At 46.0% G+C, this 17,549-nt stretch carries 10 protein-coding genes and 1 tRNA gene; 6 read left to right on the plus strand and 5 right to left on the minus strand.

The features are described from left to right. Positions 1 to 51: 51 nt before the first annotated feature. The gene (locus tag IC229_RS12245; protein WP_190887268.1) at positions 52 to 1,032 is read right to left on the minus strand and encodes an alpha/beta fold hydrolase; all 981 of its coding nucleotides are present in this window, start codon (positions 1,030 to 1,032) and stop codon (positions 52 to 54) included. Positions 1,033 to 1,333: 301 nt separating this feature from the next. Between IC229_RS12245 and IC229_RS12250 the strand changes: the two genes are divergently transcribed. Beyond that, positions 1,334 to 1,407: transfer RNA gene (locus IC229_RS12250), tRNA-Asp, on the plus strand. Positions 1,408 to 2,379: 972 nt separating this feature from the next. After that, positions 2,380 to 6,108 carry a right-handed parallel beta-helix repeat-containing protein gene (locus tag IC229_RS12255; RefSeq protein ID WP_190887269.1) on the plus strand — a complete coding sequence of 1,243 codons (3,729 nt, stop codon included), beginning with the start codon at positions 2,380 to 2,382 and terminating at the stop codon, positions 6,106 to 6,108. 208 nt (positions 6,109 to 6,316) lie between these two features. Here IC229_RS12255 and IC229_RS12260 read toward each other — a convergent pair whose 3' ends face one another. The 4 genes from IC229_RS12260 to IC229_RS12275 are packed head-to-tail and all read right to left on the minus strand — an operon-like array spanning position 6,317 to position 12,627. Continuing rightward, positions 6,317 to 9,448, minus strand: coding sequence for a right-handed parallel beta-helix repeat-containing protein (locus IC229_RS12260; protein ID WP_190887270.1), 3,132 nt, complete (start codon positions 9,446 to 9,448; stop codon positions 6,317 to 6,319). A 26-nt stretch (positions 9,449 to 9,474) separates the two neighbouring features. Beyond that, positions 9,475 to 9,942 carry a response regulator gene (locus tag IC229_RS12265; protein WP_190887271.1) on the minus strand — a complete coding sequence of 156 codons (468 nt, stop codon included), beginning with the start codon at positions 9,940 to 9,942 and terminating at the stop codon, positions 9,475 to 9,477. A gap of 38 nt (positions 9,943 to 9,980) precedes the next feature. Further along, positions 9,981 to 11,438 (minus strand): tetratricopeptide repeat protein, encoded by a 1,458-nt coding sequence (locus IC229_RS12270; RefSeq protein WP_190887272.1) that lies wholly within the window; start codon positions 11,436 to 11,438, stop codon positions 9,981 to 9,983. A 16-nt stretch (positions 11,439 to 11,454) separates the two neighbouring features. Then, positions 11,455 to 12,627 (minus strand): hypothetical protein, encoded by a 1,173-nt coding sequence (locus tag IC229_RS12275; RefSeq protein WP_190887273.1) that lies wholly within the window; start codon positions 12,625 to 12,627, stop codon positions 11,455 to 11,457. Positions 12,628 to 12,870: 243 nt separating this feature from the next. On the opposite strand from IC229_RS12275, the gene IC229_RS12280 reads away from it, so the two are divergent. The 4 genes from IC229_RS12280 (at position 12,871) to IC229_RS12295 (ending at position 17,527) form a co-directional block, all read left to right on the plus strand. Continuing rightward, positions 12,871 to 13,206, plus strand: a complete 336-nt coding sequence (locus IC229_RS12280) for a LytR/AlgR family response regulator transcription factor (RefSeq protein WP_190887274.1) — start codon at positions 12,871 to 12,873, stop codon at positions 13,204 to 13,206. A 412-nt stretch (positions 13,207 to 13,618) separates the two neighbouring features. Beyond that, positions 13,619 to 14,662 carry a glycosyltransferase family protein gene (locus IC229_RS12285; RefSeq protein WP_317171558.1) on the plus strand — a complete coding sequence of 348 codons (1,044 nt, stop codon included), beginning with the start codon at positions 13,619 to 13,621 and terminating at the stop codon, positions 14,660 to 14,662. Positions 14,663 to 14,743: 81 nt separating this feature from the next. Continuing rightward, positions 14,744 to 16,201 (plus strand): right-handed parallel beta-helix repeat-containing protein, encoded by a 1,458-nt coding sequence (locus tag IC229_RS12290; RefSeq protein WP_190887275.1) that lies wholly within the window; start codon positions 14,744 to 14,746, stop codon positions 16,199 to 16,201. 666 nt (positions 16,202 to 16,867) lie between these two features. Further along, a complete protein-coding gene (locus IC229_RS12295) occupies positions 16,868 to 17,527 on the plus strand; it encodes a polysaccharide biosynthesis/export family protein (protein ID WP_190887276.1) in 660 nt (219 codons plus the stop codon). Positions 17,528 to 17,549 lie beyond the last annotated feature (22 nt).

The raw sequence follows: 17,549 nt of genomic DNA on the forward strand, positions 1-17,549 counted from the left end.
GCAGTTATAAGGCTATAGTGTTGTAACGTTTTTCGGCATATGGAATCAACTTTACAACTTTATAACTTCTTTGTGGTCAGCTTTAACCTGTTTTACCGCCATTGCTTTCATGTTAACGGTTTCTTTTACGTCGCGTCGGGTGAGAATGTCGAGGATGATTTGCGTCATGTACTCGCGCTTATTGAATACGATGTCGTGTCGGTTTTCGGGTAATAAAAACTGTTTTACCTGCGCATTAACCAGATGATGTTGGGCGAACGTAACATTCGTGGGATACACCAGTTCATCGCGTTGACCGTGCAGCATGGTGATATTTGCCCTAATCTTGGGCCAATCGGGCAGTATAGCTTCAAGTGCCTGTCGATGAGCTAGTTTTTCATCATTAGCCAACCGTAGCAACGGGGGTACCCCCCATCGAATGAGCGGGCTATTGGCAAAATAACTGATCGGGTACGTTCGTTCCAGCCCCGGGCCCAGCGCTGACGACACAAAAACAACATGGTTGATACGTTCGGGATTTGTCATAGCTAGCCGCGCCGATACTGACCCGCCATACGACGATCCGACCACCATCAGAAAAGGTGCTTTTCGATACCGTTCGATCAGTGGCTGAAGCAATTCTGCTTGTCTAATGATAGACGTTTCAACAGAACCAAAATCTGAATACCCATACCCAGGCCGGTCGACAGCTACCAGTTGCGCCCTATTAAGTAAGGTTGTATCCTTAAAAAATTCATTGAAGAACGACAGTGAGCTAGGAGCTCCATGAATAAAAAGCACTACCGGCAACGTAGTGTCGCCAGATGTTCGGGGCGTTTCCATAAACCGAATGGTCCGCAGTTGCTTTTCACTACGCCGTGAGTTGGCATGGTAATAGTGAACTACTGGCTTAGTACGTAACGTACTGAATTCTTCGGCCAGTTCTGCATCCGTTTGTCGTCCATCGATAAACCAGGCTACTACTACCGTTCCGGCAGCCAGGAATAAAATGGCAAAAAATATCCAGCGGAGCGTTCGTAAAACCCGTTTCATTGAGGAGTGCCTGGTGGTGTCAACAATAGGATAACTACAAAATATTAGCCAAAGGTTTACAGCAGGTTATTTTTTTACCAACCGTGTATTGAGTGCAACTAATTTATTGCCAGCCTAACGAACCTTTGGCGCCAATATGAAAATATTTTCACTTCGAATGAGCTGATTTACAATGAACACAAGGGCAACAGGAGAATTCTTATATAAAGTTTTTCGGGATGGCCTTGCGCGGAATTGCGTAAACTCCTACTTTTGTGCCACGATTTAGGAAAGCGGCAACGATTCATCTAGATCGGCAGTTGGTTCGGTAGTTCAGTTGGTTAGAATACCTGCCTGTCACGCAGGGGGTCGCGGGTTCGAGCCCCGTCCGGACCGCTCAGAAGATTAAGCACTTACGATGTAAAAATCGTAAGTGCTTTTTTGTTGGTATACATTTTAGTGTACAAAAGTGAATGAATTACTCAGCGGTTATTATTGAAGAGTAAACCTCTAACCATCCAGAAGAAGTATTATCACTCATATACGATCTGCCGAAGTCAAATGTGTGAAACACTACGCTAATGGGTCACCTTTAGTAGCGTCCCCTAAATAGTTGGATGGGTTTCTTCCGCTTTTGATAGTAACCAATACCATTATTGCTATCAGCACCTATCAGCACGGTGACGAGCAAACACAGGCTCGAAGTTTACGCAGTCTATCGGAATGTTGAAAGCAAGCCTGTCTCAATTGGCTACTGGAAAAAGATGATACCAGTAGAGTTAACGGCCGGTGATCGCTCTCCTTTCGGAAAAATTGACTCCATGTCCGTCACACTTTTGTCGTATTTAGGAATTTTCCACAAAATCCCTTAAACTGATTAGTAAAACGGCAAGGATTAACGTGATAGATTTGTTTTTCATCTGTAAAGATTAACACTTCTATTACCCCAATTATTCATTACCTTCCCGACGCTCTAACTTACCTTAAATCCATTTTCCAGATTCAGGTACCAGTTAAGACATTTCTATTTTATGAACGTGCACAGCTTTGTGTACGGAATCCATCGAAGAACGTACGGAAAATAGGTTCGAATTTATCAGGAAGCGCATTACGTTTTGTCATAAGAAAGTAGTTGTCTCATCAGCATCCATTTATCAGAAATTAGTTCTGAGTTAATCTCATAAGTAAGCAAATAACTAAGTAGGGTTGAGGCAACTTAGTCATAATGGCTGCTTGCGCTTACTGTTTATAGTAATATGAAAAAATATAAATACTATCAATTTTTCTATTTATAACTGTTGATATGAGCTACCTTCAACAATGAAAGTAACATTATGATTTTTCAAAAAGATAAACTTGTACTTTACTATGAGTAATTTGTGTAACCTAAAGAAAGGCAGGAGAGTTTGGGGTTGGATGGTGTGCGGTGTCCTGTTTTCATTTGTTGGGCTACCCTGGCAAGTTACTTGGGGGCAAACAAACTACTATGTTGCCAGCAATGGGAATGATGCCAATGATGGCCGATCAACAGCCAGCCCATTTCAAAGTCTGGCAAAAGTCAACAGTCTCTCCCTACGGGCAGGTGATGGAATTCTGTTTCGCCGGGGCGATACGTTTCAGGGTACTTTACTAATCAGGCAATCTGGTTCAGCAAATGCGCCGATCGTTGTTGATGCCTACGGCAATGGGAATAAACCGGTGCTGGCCGGGTCGGTATCGGTTAGTGGTTGGTCTAGTTCGGGGGGCAATATCTGGCAGGCTTCGTGCCCAACCTGCGGAAGCCGGGTTTCGGGTGTATATAGTAATGGGTCGCCACTACCGCTGGGTCGTTATCCCAATTTAAACACAGCCAATAAAGGCTATTTAACGGTTCAGTCACATTCGGGGAAAACCCAATTAATCAGCCAGCAGGGTTTATCCACAAACTGGACTGGTGGAGAGGTAGTTGTCCGCCCGCAAAAGTGGATTATTGACCGGGCCGCAATCACAGCACAAAACGGAAATACGCTCACCATCAGCAATTCATCTATCTATGACATTTCTGATGGATGGGGTTTCTTTATTCAGAATCATCCGGCCACGCTGGATCAGTCAGGCGAGTGGTATTATAATCCGGCGACCAAAATCATACAACTCTATAGTCAGAATAACCCCAGCGGTCAAACCATTACAGCCACCGCTTTTGACGAAGCCATTCGGATTGAGAATGCTGCGTATGTTACAATTCAGAACGTGACCATTACCCAGGCCCGCGTAACGAACCTGTACGCAATTAACGCATCGAACCTGACAGTCTCAGCCAACGACATTACCCGCGCTGGGGAAGATGCCATCCGAATAGACGGTTCAGGCTCGAACGTATTGGTTCAGAATAACATACTGTATAATGCGAATAATAATGGGTTCACCATTAGCCCCTATCAGAATCTGACCTTCCGGGGCAATACCGTCCGAAATGTAGGCCTAACGCGAGGCAGGAGCCGGAGTGGTGATGGGCAGTCGATAGCCTTCCTGGCTCATACCACTGCCAACACGTTGATTGAGAACAATATAATCGACAGTATTGGCTACCATGGCATTAATTTCTGGATTAATTCGACAATCCAGCGGAATACCGTATCAAATTATTGCCTCACCAAAAGTGATGGGGGCGGGCTGTACATCCGGAATGGAAATAAGCAGTCTATGGGTGGTATTAATATCTTGTCGAATATCGTTTACAATGCCGTTGGCTCACCGGAGGGAGCTCCTTACGACGCATATTCGGGTGCGAACGGCATTTATCTGGATGATTGCATGCAAAACGCGACCGTGCAGGGCAATACGGTGTTCAATTGTACGGGGATTGGTATTTATCTGCACGCGACGAACAACATTACGTTGCAGGGAAATACCAGCTTTAATAATGGCGAAGGCCAACTGATGATCGGTTCGAATCACGGTATGTGCCTGGCTCGAACGAACCAGTTGAGGGATAATATTTTCGTCAGTAAACCCGCCAACCAGTTAGTAGCCCGGTATGAATCCGATCAGGATGACCTGACCAGCTACGGTACGTTCGACAATAATTACTACGTCCGTCCTTTCAATGACGTATCAACGATTCGGGCCGTCAACAAAAGCGGCTCGTCTGTCGTTGGGAACGATCTGGCGTTGAGCGAGTGGCAATCGCGCTATCAGAAAGACCCTAACTCAAAGAGTAGTCCCGTTACGTATAAATCGTCAACGATTACGGGAACAGGCGCGAGTCGGCTGAACAATACGTTCACAACCAACGCTGAAAACTGGTCGAGCTGGAGTTCGTATGGTAACGGGAACGTAGCGCAAGTGGCAGGGAGTCAATCCAGTACCAGTCCATTGGATGGCGGGAGCTTACAGGTTAGCTTTCCCACAAATTCCGGACGTAGTGACTCCTACGCCATTGTGACTAATAACATCGGTGCTGTCGGACGTGCCAAAACCTACCGGCTTCAATTTGACGCCGTTGCTTTGGGGACGAACAAACGACTTGAGGTTTACATTCGCCAGCAAAATGCCCCCTGGCAGGATATCTCCACGCGTTCGATCTTGTCAGTGGGCCCCACGCGCCAGCATTATGACCTTAACTTAACGTCTACCGCCGATGAGGCTAATACCTTTGTTACGTTTCAGGTTTTTGAAGACGGGAAAACGATCTGGTTTGATAACGTCAGCCTGCAGGAAGTTGGAGCGGCCAAAGTAGCCAATACGTTCACGGCCAACAGCGAGGGCTGGTCAACGTGGAGTCTGTATGGCAATAGTCAGGTTAGTCAGCTTCCCAGTGGCCAACTGGATGGCGGGAGCTTACAGGTGAACTTTCCTACGAGTTCCGGACGTAGTGATTCCTACGCTATTGTTACCAATTACATCAACGCTGTGGTACGTACCCGAACGTATCGGGTTCAGTTTGATGCCATTGCGTCAGGAGCGGGCAAGCGGCTTCTGGTCTACCTTCGTCAACGCGACTCTCCCTGGCAGGACGTATCGGCCCGTACTACGTTAACCATCGGTACTACCCGCCAGAAATACGACCTGACACTTACAGCTACCGCCGATGAAGCCAATACGTTCGCTCTCTTTCAGGTCGATGAAGACGGCAAAACAGTCTGGTTTGATAATGTCACGATACAGGAGGTAACAGCCGGTGCCCAGCGTTTGAGTAACACCTTTACATCGGGCACGGAGGGCTGGTCAAGCTGGGGGCCGTATGGCAACAGTCAGGCGATTCAGACTATTGGAGGACAGGCGTCTACTGGACAATTAGACGGTGGAAGCCTGCGAATTAGTTTTCCTTCGAGCTCAGGACGTAGTGATTCTTATGTACTCGCTACGAACTACATCGGTACGGTTAACAATGCCAGGAGTTACCGAATTCAGTTCGACGCAATCGCTTCAGGAGCCAACAAACGACTCCAGATTTATATTCGTCAGCGGGATTCCCCGTGGCAGGATTTAGCTATACGCACTACGTTGCTCATTGGCACGACTCGTCAAAGCTATGAGGCAATCCTGACAGCGACTGCCGATCAGGCAAATACGCTAGCCATTTTTCAGGTTGATGAAGACGGCAAAACCCTTTGGATCGACAACGTAAGAATGCAGGAAGTGACCACGACCCAAAAGAATCCGGACGATTATATCCGGCTCGTTTACAATGCAACCTCCCAAAACAGCAACGTATCCTTAACTGGAACGTACCGGGATGCTAAGAATCAGGTGTATAGTGGACAAATTACGTTAACACCCTTTACGTCGGCCGTTTTATTTAAAGAAGAAGCTGGCGGTCGTCAGTCGGCGGATGCTTCGGAATCGCTACAAAATAACGGTAGCCGAAAAAGTGAATTCAGAATTGTTTACCCAATACCTACGTATGATGAGTTTATGTTCGTAGCCGACGATGAGGTGCAGACCATGCAGGTAATTGATTTGATGGGTCGGGATCGGCTAAAGCGTCAAGACATTCATCAGGGGCAATCACTACTATTTGGCAGTGAATTACCCGCTGGTCAGTATCTATTGCACGTTCGCTATTCGGATGGGTCCCAGCGGGTAGAGAAGCTGTTAAAAGTCGGCCGGTAGCTCATAACGTATTTAACGTGAATAATGGATTGCCTAAGACGTAACTGCTTATTAATTGGGCTTTTTAATGCCTTTTGTGTCATCCTGACCAGCGGGAAGGATCTTAAAGCGTCCTGACCTGATTGTTAGGAAACGTTAAGATCCTTCCCGCTGGTCAGGATGACAAAAAGGACCATTATGGCAAGACGTTATTCACGTTATTTAGTTACTATCGACTTTGTTTAATTAGTTTCACCGCCCGTTGTTCACCAGTTTTGTACTTGATAATCAACAGATAATACGCATCCGGCAAGGCTTGACCAAATCGAACGGTTTGTCCTTGCCGGATGGTATCCAGAGTAAACCGTTCACGACCTAGTATATCCATCAGCCGAACGTTTACAATGTCATCTTCAGCGACATATGTGAATTCGTCAGGTGTTGGGTTTGGATAAATCCGGCTTGGTTCAATCAGCGCGTTCGGCAAGGTAATAGCTGTAACAAGTCCAGCGACTGGCGTGTCAATGACCAACGTATTATCAACCTGTAAGACTACAGAAGCCTGATCGTCTTCGCCATCCTCCGTCCCGGAATCTGGGGTACTGCTGGGGTCTGCATACGTACTGGCTACTACTTGAGCCGCCAGAATATACTGGCCTGATTTGATGGGTTTAACCCGAAAAACGAACGTAGTATCGGTTAGTAATTGCTGGGCCATACCGGTTAAAACGCTATCTATAATTGGTACACCTACCTGATTTACAGCAATCAGATTGGCTGGTAATTGACAACTCCATTTTACCTGATTGGCAAGCGACGTACGATTGGTCGATACGTTATGCAAAGTAAGAGAAACAGAAGTAACCTCGCCCAGGTGTAATGAAGGCTTTGCCGAACGTAGTGAAAGACGAATATCGACGGGGGGTAAGGTATCCCGCAAAAGAACAGCCGACGCAAACGGCTTTAACGTGATTTGGCGGGCATAGTAATGATTTTTAACATCCCGATAAGGCTCATGAAGAACGACGATGCTATCGGCTTGAGTAGGATTAAACGCTAACCGGATATAATCGTCGGGATTAACGCGCTCGATGGTAGCCTCCTGGAAATGAATATTATACAACCAAACAGGCTGTTCATCCTCACTCACCTGAAACGTTAGTAAAGCATCCGCTTCGTCGGCCAGGGCAGTAAACGCAAATTCATAATGTTTACGGGTCGAACCAGCCAGAAACTCATAACGTTTGGATAAATCCTTGTACGGAGCCTTTCGTTGCCGAATAAACACAACAAGGTTTTTATCAGCAGGAGCTGCTACGTCAAACTGAACCAGATAATTTCTCGATTTGGTAACGCTCTGGATACCTTTATAGACCAAGGCATAGGAATCGGAATGGCCCGATGAATTGGCAAATTTAACCGTTAGGCTACTACTGCTCGTATTCCAGTTTACCCGACCGTTATTATATACACTCCAGGTATCCCAACCATCTGGGTCTGTTATGGGTGAACTGCCGATACGAAACGAATTACTTAAATGTTTGACAACGTAATCCTTATAGGTAATTGGACTGGGCCAGGAGGTAAGATCTTCACTAAACTGCTTCTGCCACTGACTGACGTTTAAATCACTTACTACAGACTGGTTATAAACGGCTCGAATCGTCGACAAATCATTAAATGGCCGGGCGTAGTAATTGTGATTCATACTACCGAAACTCCTTAAATCATCCTCGCCCGATATATAGGCAACAACCGGCTGTGCAGCGGTTTTCGCCAGGAAAATATTCTGATTAAATGTGTTGTTGCGGGGCTTGCAGGGAATGTCATAATTATATAGAATAAGCTGACCCACCGCATTGTTGAAACAAGTATTGCGGATCAGATTGACATGGTTAACGGAGTGCAGATAAATACCCAACCCCTGACAGTCAGTAATGGTATTTTCCACCAAATCCACCCCTGTAACGCAGTCGTCCAGAAAAATGCCGTGTGCCCCACCAATTACAGTACTGGATAAGCCGCCCGGAGTTCCAATTCCTTTACTGATAATATTCGATTCGATACGCGTGCTATCCGAGGGTAATTGCGGGCCATTCCAGAGGTAAATCCCCCCTCCGTCCGTTTTCGTCATACAGAAATTGGCAATTAGATTCTGGCGGATTATGGACTTGCTTTGAACCGATATGCCGATGTACCCAACACTATCTATAGTGTTGTTTTCAATGAGCGTACCTCGTTTAGCAAAGGATTGAAACGCAATAAATTGCCCATCGCCACTTTTACCCTGACCCGGCAATAAGCCCGTCCGGCGGATACTGTTTTTTCGGAAGATAACATCCTGGTAACTACCAATGTAGAACCCATTGTTATTGCTATTGATAATCCGACAATTCTCGACGCGAATATGGCTGCCCTCACCCTGAATGACTACGCCATCTTCGCCCGAGTCCGTAAAATCATTGTCGTTTACTACAAGATTTGAGGTATTCAGTGCCTTTAAATTATACGAGCGAGCCTGGGTGATCCGTAGATTCTGAATACGTATAAATTTTACATTCGTTACGTCAATAACCTGATCCTGAACCGTTGCGGTGATCAGTTGCTGATTCGGATTTCCCTGATTGCTGTAAAGCTGCAAACTAGAATTGGCTGGATTATAATACCACTCGCCCGGCCGATCCAACGTAGCAGGGTGTTTCTGCATAAAGAACCCCCACCCATCGGTCAGGTTGTATGAAGAAGAATTGTTGAGTAAAAGCGTATTCCCAGTCTGCTTGGTTACTGTGGCCCGGTCAATAATCCAATACGTAGGACGTACTACCACTTCTGCACCTGTCCAGTCTGTCGTTAGATTTTCCTGGCTGGTTAGTTGATTCATCCCTACGTGTGTCTGTACCGTAAGGCTTCCACGATTTGAGTCATCAGCATTCGGGTACCGTCCCAGGGGTTGGGCCAGTCCATTCAGATAAACTCCCGTTACCCTGTTACCACAGGCTGCGCATTGGGCCTGCCAGACATTTCCTCTGACTTGTATCCAATTTTGAACGGGTACTGAACCAGCTAGAACAGGCTTTGGACCATTGCCATAAGCATCGAAACGTATCGGCTTACCTAAACTTCCTGATTGTTTAATCTGCAAAGTACCCCGGAACGTATCGCCCCGACGAAATAGAACCGCATCATCAGCCCCTAAAACTAAGCTGTTTACCCGACCAAGACTCTGAAACGGACGGTCGATTGAACGACCGTCGTTGGTATCATTTCCATTGCTGGCAACGTAGTAGGTCGTTTGGGCCCGGCTACTAAACGTCCCTACAACAAATGCAACCAGCAGTCCGTAACGAATTAACTGTTTCATGGACTCATACACGATTGCTGTCATAATTACTGGGGAAGTAAAGGAAGCGTAACAATTTCCCACCAGTAGCGCCGGAAGGTATAAAAGTAGTTGAGCCATTCGTGGTAGCTTCCCGGTTTAATAATGTAGGAAGCTGCATTTAAGGCATAAGCCGCTGAAATTATTTCTACGTCCTCCGATGCACTTAGCATGATGACGGGCGGCTTTCGATAAAACTGGTGCTGTTTAATAAACTCCAGCAGCGCAAACCCATCTTCCTTACGGGGCAGATACAAATCAGACAAAATCATCCTGGGCACTTTAGCAACATCCATGGCCTGCATTTCCAGATAGGCGATGGCCTGCGCTGTGTTATTAATCCAGATTGGCTCTACTTCGGGAAAACACTGCTTCAGAACAGCGCGAATAATGAGCCATTGATCAGCGTTATCTTCGACGATCAAAATAGGAACCTGAAGTCCCTTTCGGCGCCGTGGGGTTGGAAGCTTAGCCATTAATTTTTATGCGTTTTCAAGAATTCGACTTGTATTGTTTATCGGGTATACATTGCCCCTTTGGCAATGGTTGATTCGTACTCATAATTTATTGTCTCCAGAAACTTTCCGGTCACCCAGCTAATCCCGGCGTTGCGCACAAAAACAAACCGTTTTGGGCTTGCCTCCGAATGATAGGCCGTCACCAAAGCAGATAGCCACAGTGCACCCGTAATCAATTGTTTTTCATTGAGTTGATTTTGTGCCGTTGTTACGTCTTTCTCCGCCCGATTCCGTAAATCAGGGTTTGTAATGCTACGTAGATCCGGTTGAATGAGGCTTTTGTAGTCCGTCAGCACAGCGCGTTTGAATCGCTCAACATCTTCTATCGAAATCGGAACCGCAGCCAGATTGGCTTTATCGGGGTACAAATAGGCCACTAATGCCTGGGTGATATCACCGCCTAAGCCCACCGTGCTACGTTGTTGCAGGCTCAAATCCCGGTTACTCTGATAAGGGCTAAGTACCGAGTCCGCTACGTTCTTAACGATACGTTGTGCTTCCCGGCGGAAAGCATCCATATTCGAAGACCGTTTGCCTTCGATGCGGCTCACCAACGTAGTAATGCCAATCGGAATCGTAACAGCATGAAAAGATTTGTTGGCCCCCGTATAATTCCGGCGACTTGCCTCGCGGTCAAAATAGCCGCCCATGGTTTGCGTACTCCCCAGATTCAGCGCCGACGTAGTAGGCCATACTTTACGAGGCAAGGTACCAATCGTAAACAGTTCGGCTTCACGGGCGGGCGTCAACGTAGTATCTATACGTAACGTTGTGTTGGGCAATACGCGCGATAGTTGCTGATAAAGCGCCTGTTGTCGTAAAGGCGTCTGACCTAAATCGTCGTCAAGGTCACTACTAAACACGATGAAAATACGTTCGCTGGGAATGTTATAGCGACTAATCGAATCCAGACCGACACGTAGCGCATCCCGACCGGGTGTGATTGCATTCGACGCATTGGCATAAAGCAGCGGACTGTTCGGAATGTCGAACGTTGTTTTAATCTCCTTTTCGTAAAAGTCACTTTCGTACTTCGTTTTGAAGATCGCTACCCGAACCGCAGTTTTACTGACCTGAATGCCAGCATATACGTTTTTGCCGGATATATTCCGGATGATTTCATTGACTCCCCAGCCGCTGGCCACATACTTGAGCTTTGTGTATTGGGTCCGGGCTAATTCCAGGTAACGTATCGCGGTAGCTGTGTCTTTTATGTCATTATAAGAGAGCCCTAATAGCTCGTTGGCTACAGCTTCCCAGTATAGATTCTTCGACTGAACAGCGGGCATGGCACGTAGTAACAGGCTAATTGATTCCTGCGATTTGTCGACCTCCCGGAGGGTATTGGCCAGTTTGATATAGTGTACGGCCTGTAGGGCACTCTTTGCCTGTTGTGCAAATAAAGGCGTAAGACAAAAAATAGCCAGCACCAATGAGATAATGATGTGTTTCATAGTATCGAGTAATTATTTAATTAAAGGAGGGGCTGTTCAGTACCCGTTCTAGTTCACTTTCCTGATTTGAGGGAATAGTAGTTTGTCGGTTAGACTGCACAACAACTGGCTTACTGCCGTCTTTATCAGAAGTGGACACTGGCTTTTTTACCTCACGGGAATCAACCACCGCCTGCTGTTCGCTCGACGTAGTGACCATAAGCTCATCGGCTTCTGCCCGGTTCGATGATGAGCGCGTTTCGGTTGGGGCCGCTTTCTTACTTTTTTTCTGCACCCGTGCTGGCTTACTCAGTGAATTGCCGGATGCTGCTGCAACCTTGGTTGGACTCAACTGCCAATCAGGCGTCTTGACACGTTCCTGATTTATAGCCACTTCCTGACAAAGAGAAGGAAAGTACTGGCACCGTTTGCTATACCCTGCAAGGGCCAAACTGCCTACCAATACCAATGAACCTAACCCCACCCAAAGTCTTTTCAGAGCCGATTGATTGGGACGTTGCAGCATACCCGGCAGAAGTCCGGTTGTACGCGCCGTTAGCGTAACCGATCTTGTTTCCGAATCACTTTGAAGCAGCAACTGCCCACTGTGCGTGCCGGGTTTACTGGATACGTAGCGTACATGGACATACGTACCGGTGGTTGAGGGAGTGAAGGTTAAAGCCGATCCGAATTTGGGGCGACTATCACTGGCTATCTGGAAAACGTCAGGTGCATCGGTAGTAAGCGTCACCGTCTCCCCGGCCTGTTGCGGGGTAATGGTAACAATCAAAAAACTGGGTTTGCCGGATGGCGTTGGCGCAAAAGTTAGCGTAGGTTGATCACCCATTAACGCAGCCGTTTTCGAACGCTCCACAGCGGTTGAGGTAGCCGCTATCGTCAGGATAACCGATTCATCCACTGAGTTTTGAATAACAATTTTACCGTCGGCAGATTGGTCGTCGCGGCTCATTACGGTCACGGTACCATTCGCCAGCCAACTGCCGTTTGCCTGCTGTTTATACTCAAACGTATGCTCGCGCCCGACCTGATTCGTCAGCGACGTAGTTAACAGATAGCCCGCCGATGCACTAACAACCAACCAGCCAGGCGCTACGTTGGTAGTAAGTACCGATTCAATCGAAAAGGTATACGCCTTATTTCGAAAATCGCTGGTACTGATCGTTGTTTGAATCGGTTTGGAAATGGGCATCGTATTGTAATTATTTAAAGAAAGTAAACGCTGAATCGAGGGAGTTGCACCAAACAGTAAACAATTATCATTGTAGATCTATCTAGTAACTAGTTCTTAATTCATTGACTGTTAAACCATATCTACTGTATACTGTAAAGAAGTGCTTAGGTAATGTTAGCTAGTGGGGCCCGGCCATGCTACGTACTATCAAAACTATAAGTGATCTGACCTCGTACATAGCTACTTATTCAACAACTCTATATGGAAAGTATTCATCTAATCGGGCATCCAAATCCAGTTCTTATCAGTTCAATAGTATGGCTGGAAGGCGAAGCGAATTATACACGCGTCCATTATCAAAGTGGCGGATTCTCAATCGTTACGCAGTCGTTACATTGGTTTGAGCAGCATCTCAATTTTGTACGAATCCATCGCTCTGCGATCATTAACCCAATCTATGTTCAGGAATTTGTTCAGAAACGGGGACGGTCAGGCTGGGTCCGGCTAGTAGACGATCGGGTTATGCCTGTATCCCGGAACCGACTTGAACATACGGCTTCCCGACTCATTCAGGAAACTAATTTTTTAACTTCCTGAGTCTGCTGCCAGGCCAACGTAATACGTTTACTAAGTAGTACGTTGGCCTGTTTACTATGCCACGATTCGTGCTGATGTTATCAGCGTAGTGGAAACCTACTTTACCCCAGATCAATAGTGAATTTACTGTCATTGATTGCATGACAAATATACTTTAACCACTATGAGTATGTTTTAGTAAATTTCCTATTGGGTAATACACGGAATGGTGCAAATGAATGCCTAATTAATTCAATATATTTGTTACCTTTTCAGTATATTTATCAATCAAAAAGATTCAATAACTCTTCAATGAACACATAATTAATGTTCATGTTAAAAATTGAATTGCCTTAGTAGCTTTCACAAAAGTCATTTTTTAAAACTACCGTCCCATATTTATTGTAGAAATAGTAGCGAATACAAACTTGAAATGAGGGTATTTTATCAACCTTCATACGTAGTGCTACGTCAGGAGAATCAGCTTTTTCCGCCTGTATTTTGCGAATTAAGTCCTAACCTGTCCGACCCATTTATCAAACTACTGGAAGCACTACGTAGTAATTTAATTGCTCAATCTATGAATGCACCCGTGCTGCTTTTTGCTTACAAACGTCCTGTCGAACTTCAGGCAACGCTTCGTGCCCTACAGGCTAATCATTTAGCGTCACAAAGTGATTTATATATTTTTGTGGATGCCCCTAAGCGTCCGGACGATGAACCCAAGGTGGCCCAGGTTCGACAAATGCTGGATGAAGTTACCGGGTTTCGGTCCATTCAGCGAGATTATGCTTCCACGAATATTGGCTGTGCGGACTCAATTATCCGCGGTATATCGCAGGTGCTTACTGAGCATCCATCGGCGATTATTGTGGAAGATGATTTAATTACAGCGCCGAATTTTCTCGACTTTATGAATCAGTGTCTGGAACAATACGCTGATAACCCCAGAATTTATTCAATTGCGGGGTATACAATGCCTTTTCAAAAACCAGCCAACCATACTACAGATGCTTATTGTATTCCGCGCCACAGTCCGTGGGGATGGGCTACCTGGGCGAATCGCTGGCAATCTGTGGATTGGGACATGACTGATTATCCAGAATTCTCGCTGGATAAGTGGCAGCAAAAAGAATTTATGCGGGGTGGTTCTGATCTGTTGGGCATGCTACGTGATCAGATGGAAGGGCGTGCCGACGCCTGGGATATCCGTTTCTGTTACAATCGTTTCAAAGCCGATGGATTAACGGTTTATCCTACCATATCGAAAGTTGAGAACATTGGTTTCGGTAAAGACGCTACCCACACGGATATCTACAATCGCTACAAAACCTCTTTAGACAAGGGCGATCAGCGGACTTTTGACCTGCCCATAATGCAGGGCCCAACGCCTTATTACCATCGGCAAACGGTGGAGCATTACAGCGTTCCTACCCGGATTTACAATCGCTTAAAAACGTTGGCCGGTATGCGCTAACGTTTCCTTATCCCTACCTCCCATTAAGCCGCCAACTGTTTTTGAGCGGGCTAGTCAGGTCATTTTTATTTTTTTATCGTTATGAAGCAATCAATTTTGCTCCAGTTGAGCGCGTTTGTCCTCGCACTAACTGGACTATCTTACTGTAAACCCGCTGATCCAGAGCCCGATACCATTGTGCAACGGCAGGATACGCTGACCATCAATCAGGTACGTGGCCTCAATAGCACACCGATTCCCAGCAGCGTCCGGATTACCGACGCAGGCAGTGAAGGTATATTTGAACTGGACCAGGCCGACCTTAGTAGCGCCGACAATACCGGTATTACGCTGGTAACCATCAAAGGACACCGCTATAAACGCGCATTCACCGGCTCGGCCAATCTGACGTGGTTTGGCGTAAAAACGTCAGACGTTGATATCGGACCAATGCTGCAAACCGCTGTAGATGCTACAGATGATCTGTTTATTCCAGATGGGACCTACACCCAGCAAACTCCCGTTCACTTAAAAAGTAACCTGGCACTTCGGGCCAATGCGGGCAAAACACTCATTACGTTAAACAAGTCTTACGTATCGCTAATCGGCCAGAATGATCCATCCATCCCGCTCACTCACGTCCTGATCGACGGGCTGGCCTGGAACGTAACGTCTCGGGAAACCGGCACCTTTGGCACCATCTACCTCGATGGGCCCAACGTATCGGACCTGACGGTTCAGAATTGTAGCAGTACCGACGTAGCGGCCAAAGACAGCACGAACTGGTTCACCCTAAAAATTCAGGCCGGAAAAACAGCCAGTAACATTACGGTACGTAACAATACCGTTCAGGCAAAACGGATGGCGTGTGAGATTTTCAATCATGATAACTTCAATACGTATGCGGGTACCACGATTCTTGTCAGCGGTAATACGTTTCAGAATTGTCGCTTCGGCCTTTCTTTATCTGGTCCATTGTCCAAGCTTTCAGTCGATAACAACTACGTAAAAAATTGCAGTCTGTTTGGTATTGAAATCGCCGGAGCTGCGAGAGAAGTTGTTATTACTAACAATCGGTTTGAAGGGATATTCGATAAATTCCTGGAAGGTTCCAATGATGGTGGCGGCAACGGCACCATCATTGGCGGGATGGTAATTACGGGTAACTCAACTGTGGGTTTATGCCAGGGTGGCGTACAACTCTATAATGGTGGAGCCGTTACGTTCAGTAAAAATAACTTCCGCATGTCAGGAACACTGGAGATAATGCACTCAACGGCGGGCGGTACGTTCACCGAAAACGTGATTGAAAGTTCGTCGAACAAGGCCATTATTTGTGATAACTCACCTAACAATACGTTTACGGGAAATACTATTTCTAATAAGGCCAACTCCATAAATCAGGCGACGTTTCTATCGTATGGTAGTAAGGCAACGAATAACAAACTCACCAATAACAGGATAATTCAGGGCACAGGTGGTAAACCTTATGACGCAATTTTAGGCGGTACTGTTCTGGCATCCATGAATGTTGATGAAGCGGGTAATCCAATACCCTGATACGTAGCTACTGGCCAAGTGGCACTTCTTGGCTAAAATGGTAAAGTCCAACTATGACCCGATCTCCAATGAGTAAGTAGCTCACTGGGGATCGGGTCATAGTTGGACTTTACCATTTTGGACCTTATGCACATAGAGACCGTTGGATTGCTACGTTAATCCTTTCTAAATATCGGTAATTGACCCAAATAAACCAGTTAATTTCTAAACAGGTATTTCTTCGAATTCTTTCATTTAATAAGAGTTTATTGGTAGACATATGTTACTATATATTAATTTTAATAAACTTATAATTTAATATTAGCTCATAACTGGACAATAATTCAATTTAAAGTTTTACGCAAATAACCATACTGGCTACTGTAGAAAAGCGATTATTGAAACTCACCACCTAGATTTAGAGTAGATAAGGGGTGAGTACTGAATAGAATTTATCCATTATAAATCAGTTGTTCAGCAGCTCGTCTTTGCCTTTACTATTAATCTCAGTAGAGTGAATTTATCAACGTTAAAGAAAGAATAGTGATCAGGAAAATAGTAAAAAACCAAGGCCTTAAAAATATCAGCTTCGCCATAATTGCCCTCGGTATTGTGTTTTTAGAGGGCTGTACATCAGCGAAGAAACTGGTCTACTTCCAGGGCACAACAACGAGGGAGGATACTGTGATGCTACCAGAACCATTCATTCCGACGATTAAAAAAGGGGATGTACTTTCGGTACAGGTGAGTAGTCTCAATGCGGAAGCATCGGCCTATTTCAATCCATCGGCTACGGCCGATGCTAGTCAGGGAAACACAGCGGCTAATCCACTGAGCCGGACTTCGGGTTACCTGGTCGACACGGATGGAACCATTAAACTACCCCTGGTTGGCCAGGTAGCAGTTACAAACCTGACCAATGCTAAGGCGGGTGAACTGATTGGTAGCAAGCTTAAATCTTACCTGAAAGAACCTACCGTAACGGTTCGCAATCTGAATTTTAGAATTTCGGTGTTGGGCGAAGTCAACCGACCAGCGCTCTATACGATTCCGAATGAACAAGTAACGCTTCCAGAAGCGCTGGGGCTGGCGGGTGATCTGACCATTTACGGTCGACGTGACAACGTAATGATTATCCGGGAGGAAGGTAACCAACGGATTTTTACCCGCCTTGATTTGACCCGACGCGACGCGTTTATGTCGCCTTATTATTCGCTCCATCCAAACGATGTAGTGTACGTAGAGCCAGGTAAGGTTCGGGCTACCACTGTAGCCAGATCGTACTTACTAGCACCTATAGTGACCGGTATTTTATCACTGATCGCCATCATAGCGACCCGCCGATAACCAGGAATACAACCACTACTCA

This window comes from Spirosoma profusum (genome assembly GCF_014699005.1).
GTDB classification, from domain to species: domain Bacteria; phylum Bacteroidota; class Bacteroidia; order Cytophagales; family Spirosomataceae; genus Spirosoma; species Spirosoma profusum.

Coding starts and splice junctions, on each gene's coding strand:
- IC229_RS12265 (WP_190887271.1), bottom strand. CDS start 9,942: ATGGCTAAGCTTCCAACCCCACGGCGCCGAAAGGGACTTCAGGTTCCT.
- IC229_RS12270 (WP_190887272.1), bottom strand. CDS start 11,438: ATGAAACACATCATTATCTCATTGGTGCTGGCTATTTTTTGTCTTACG.
- IC229_RS12275 (WP_190887273.1), bottom strand. CDS start 12,627: ATGCCCATTTCCAAACCGATTCAAACAACGATCAGTACCAGCGATTTT.
- IC229_RS12280 (WP_190887274.1), top strand. CDS start 12,871: ATGGAAAGTATTCATCTAATCGGGCATCCAAATCCAGTTCTTATCAGT.
- IC229_RS12285 (WP_317171558.1), top strand. CDS start 13,619: ATGAGGGTATTTTATCAACCTTCATACGTAGTGCTACGTCAGGAGAAT.
- IC229_RS12255 (WP_190887269.1), top strand. CDS start 2,380: ATGAGTAATTTGTGTAACCTAAAGAAAGGCAGGAGAGTTTGGGGTTGG.
- IC229_RS12295 (WP_190887276.1), top strand. CDS start 16,868: ATGCTACCAGAACCATTCATTCCGACGATTAAAAAAGGGGATGTACTT.
- IC229_RS12245 (WP_190887268.1), bottom strand. CDS start 1,032: ATGAAACGGGTTTTACGAACGCTCCGCTGGATATTTTTTGCCATTTTA.
- IC229_RS12260 (WP_190887270.1), bottom strand. CDS start 9,448: ATGAAACAGTTAATTCGTTACGGACTGCTGGTTGCATTTGTTGTAGGG.
- IC229_RS12290 (WP_190887275.1), top strand. CDS start 14,744: ATGAAGCAATCAATTTTGCTCCAGTTGAGCGCGTTTGTCCTCGCACTA.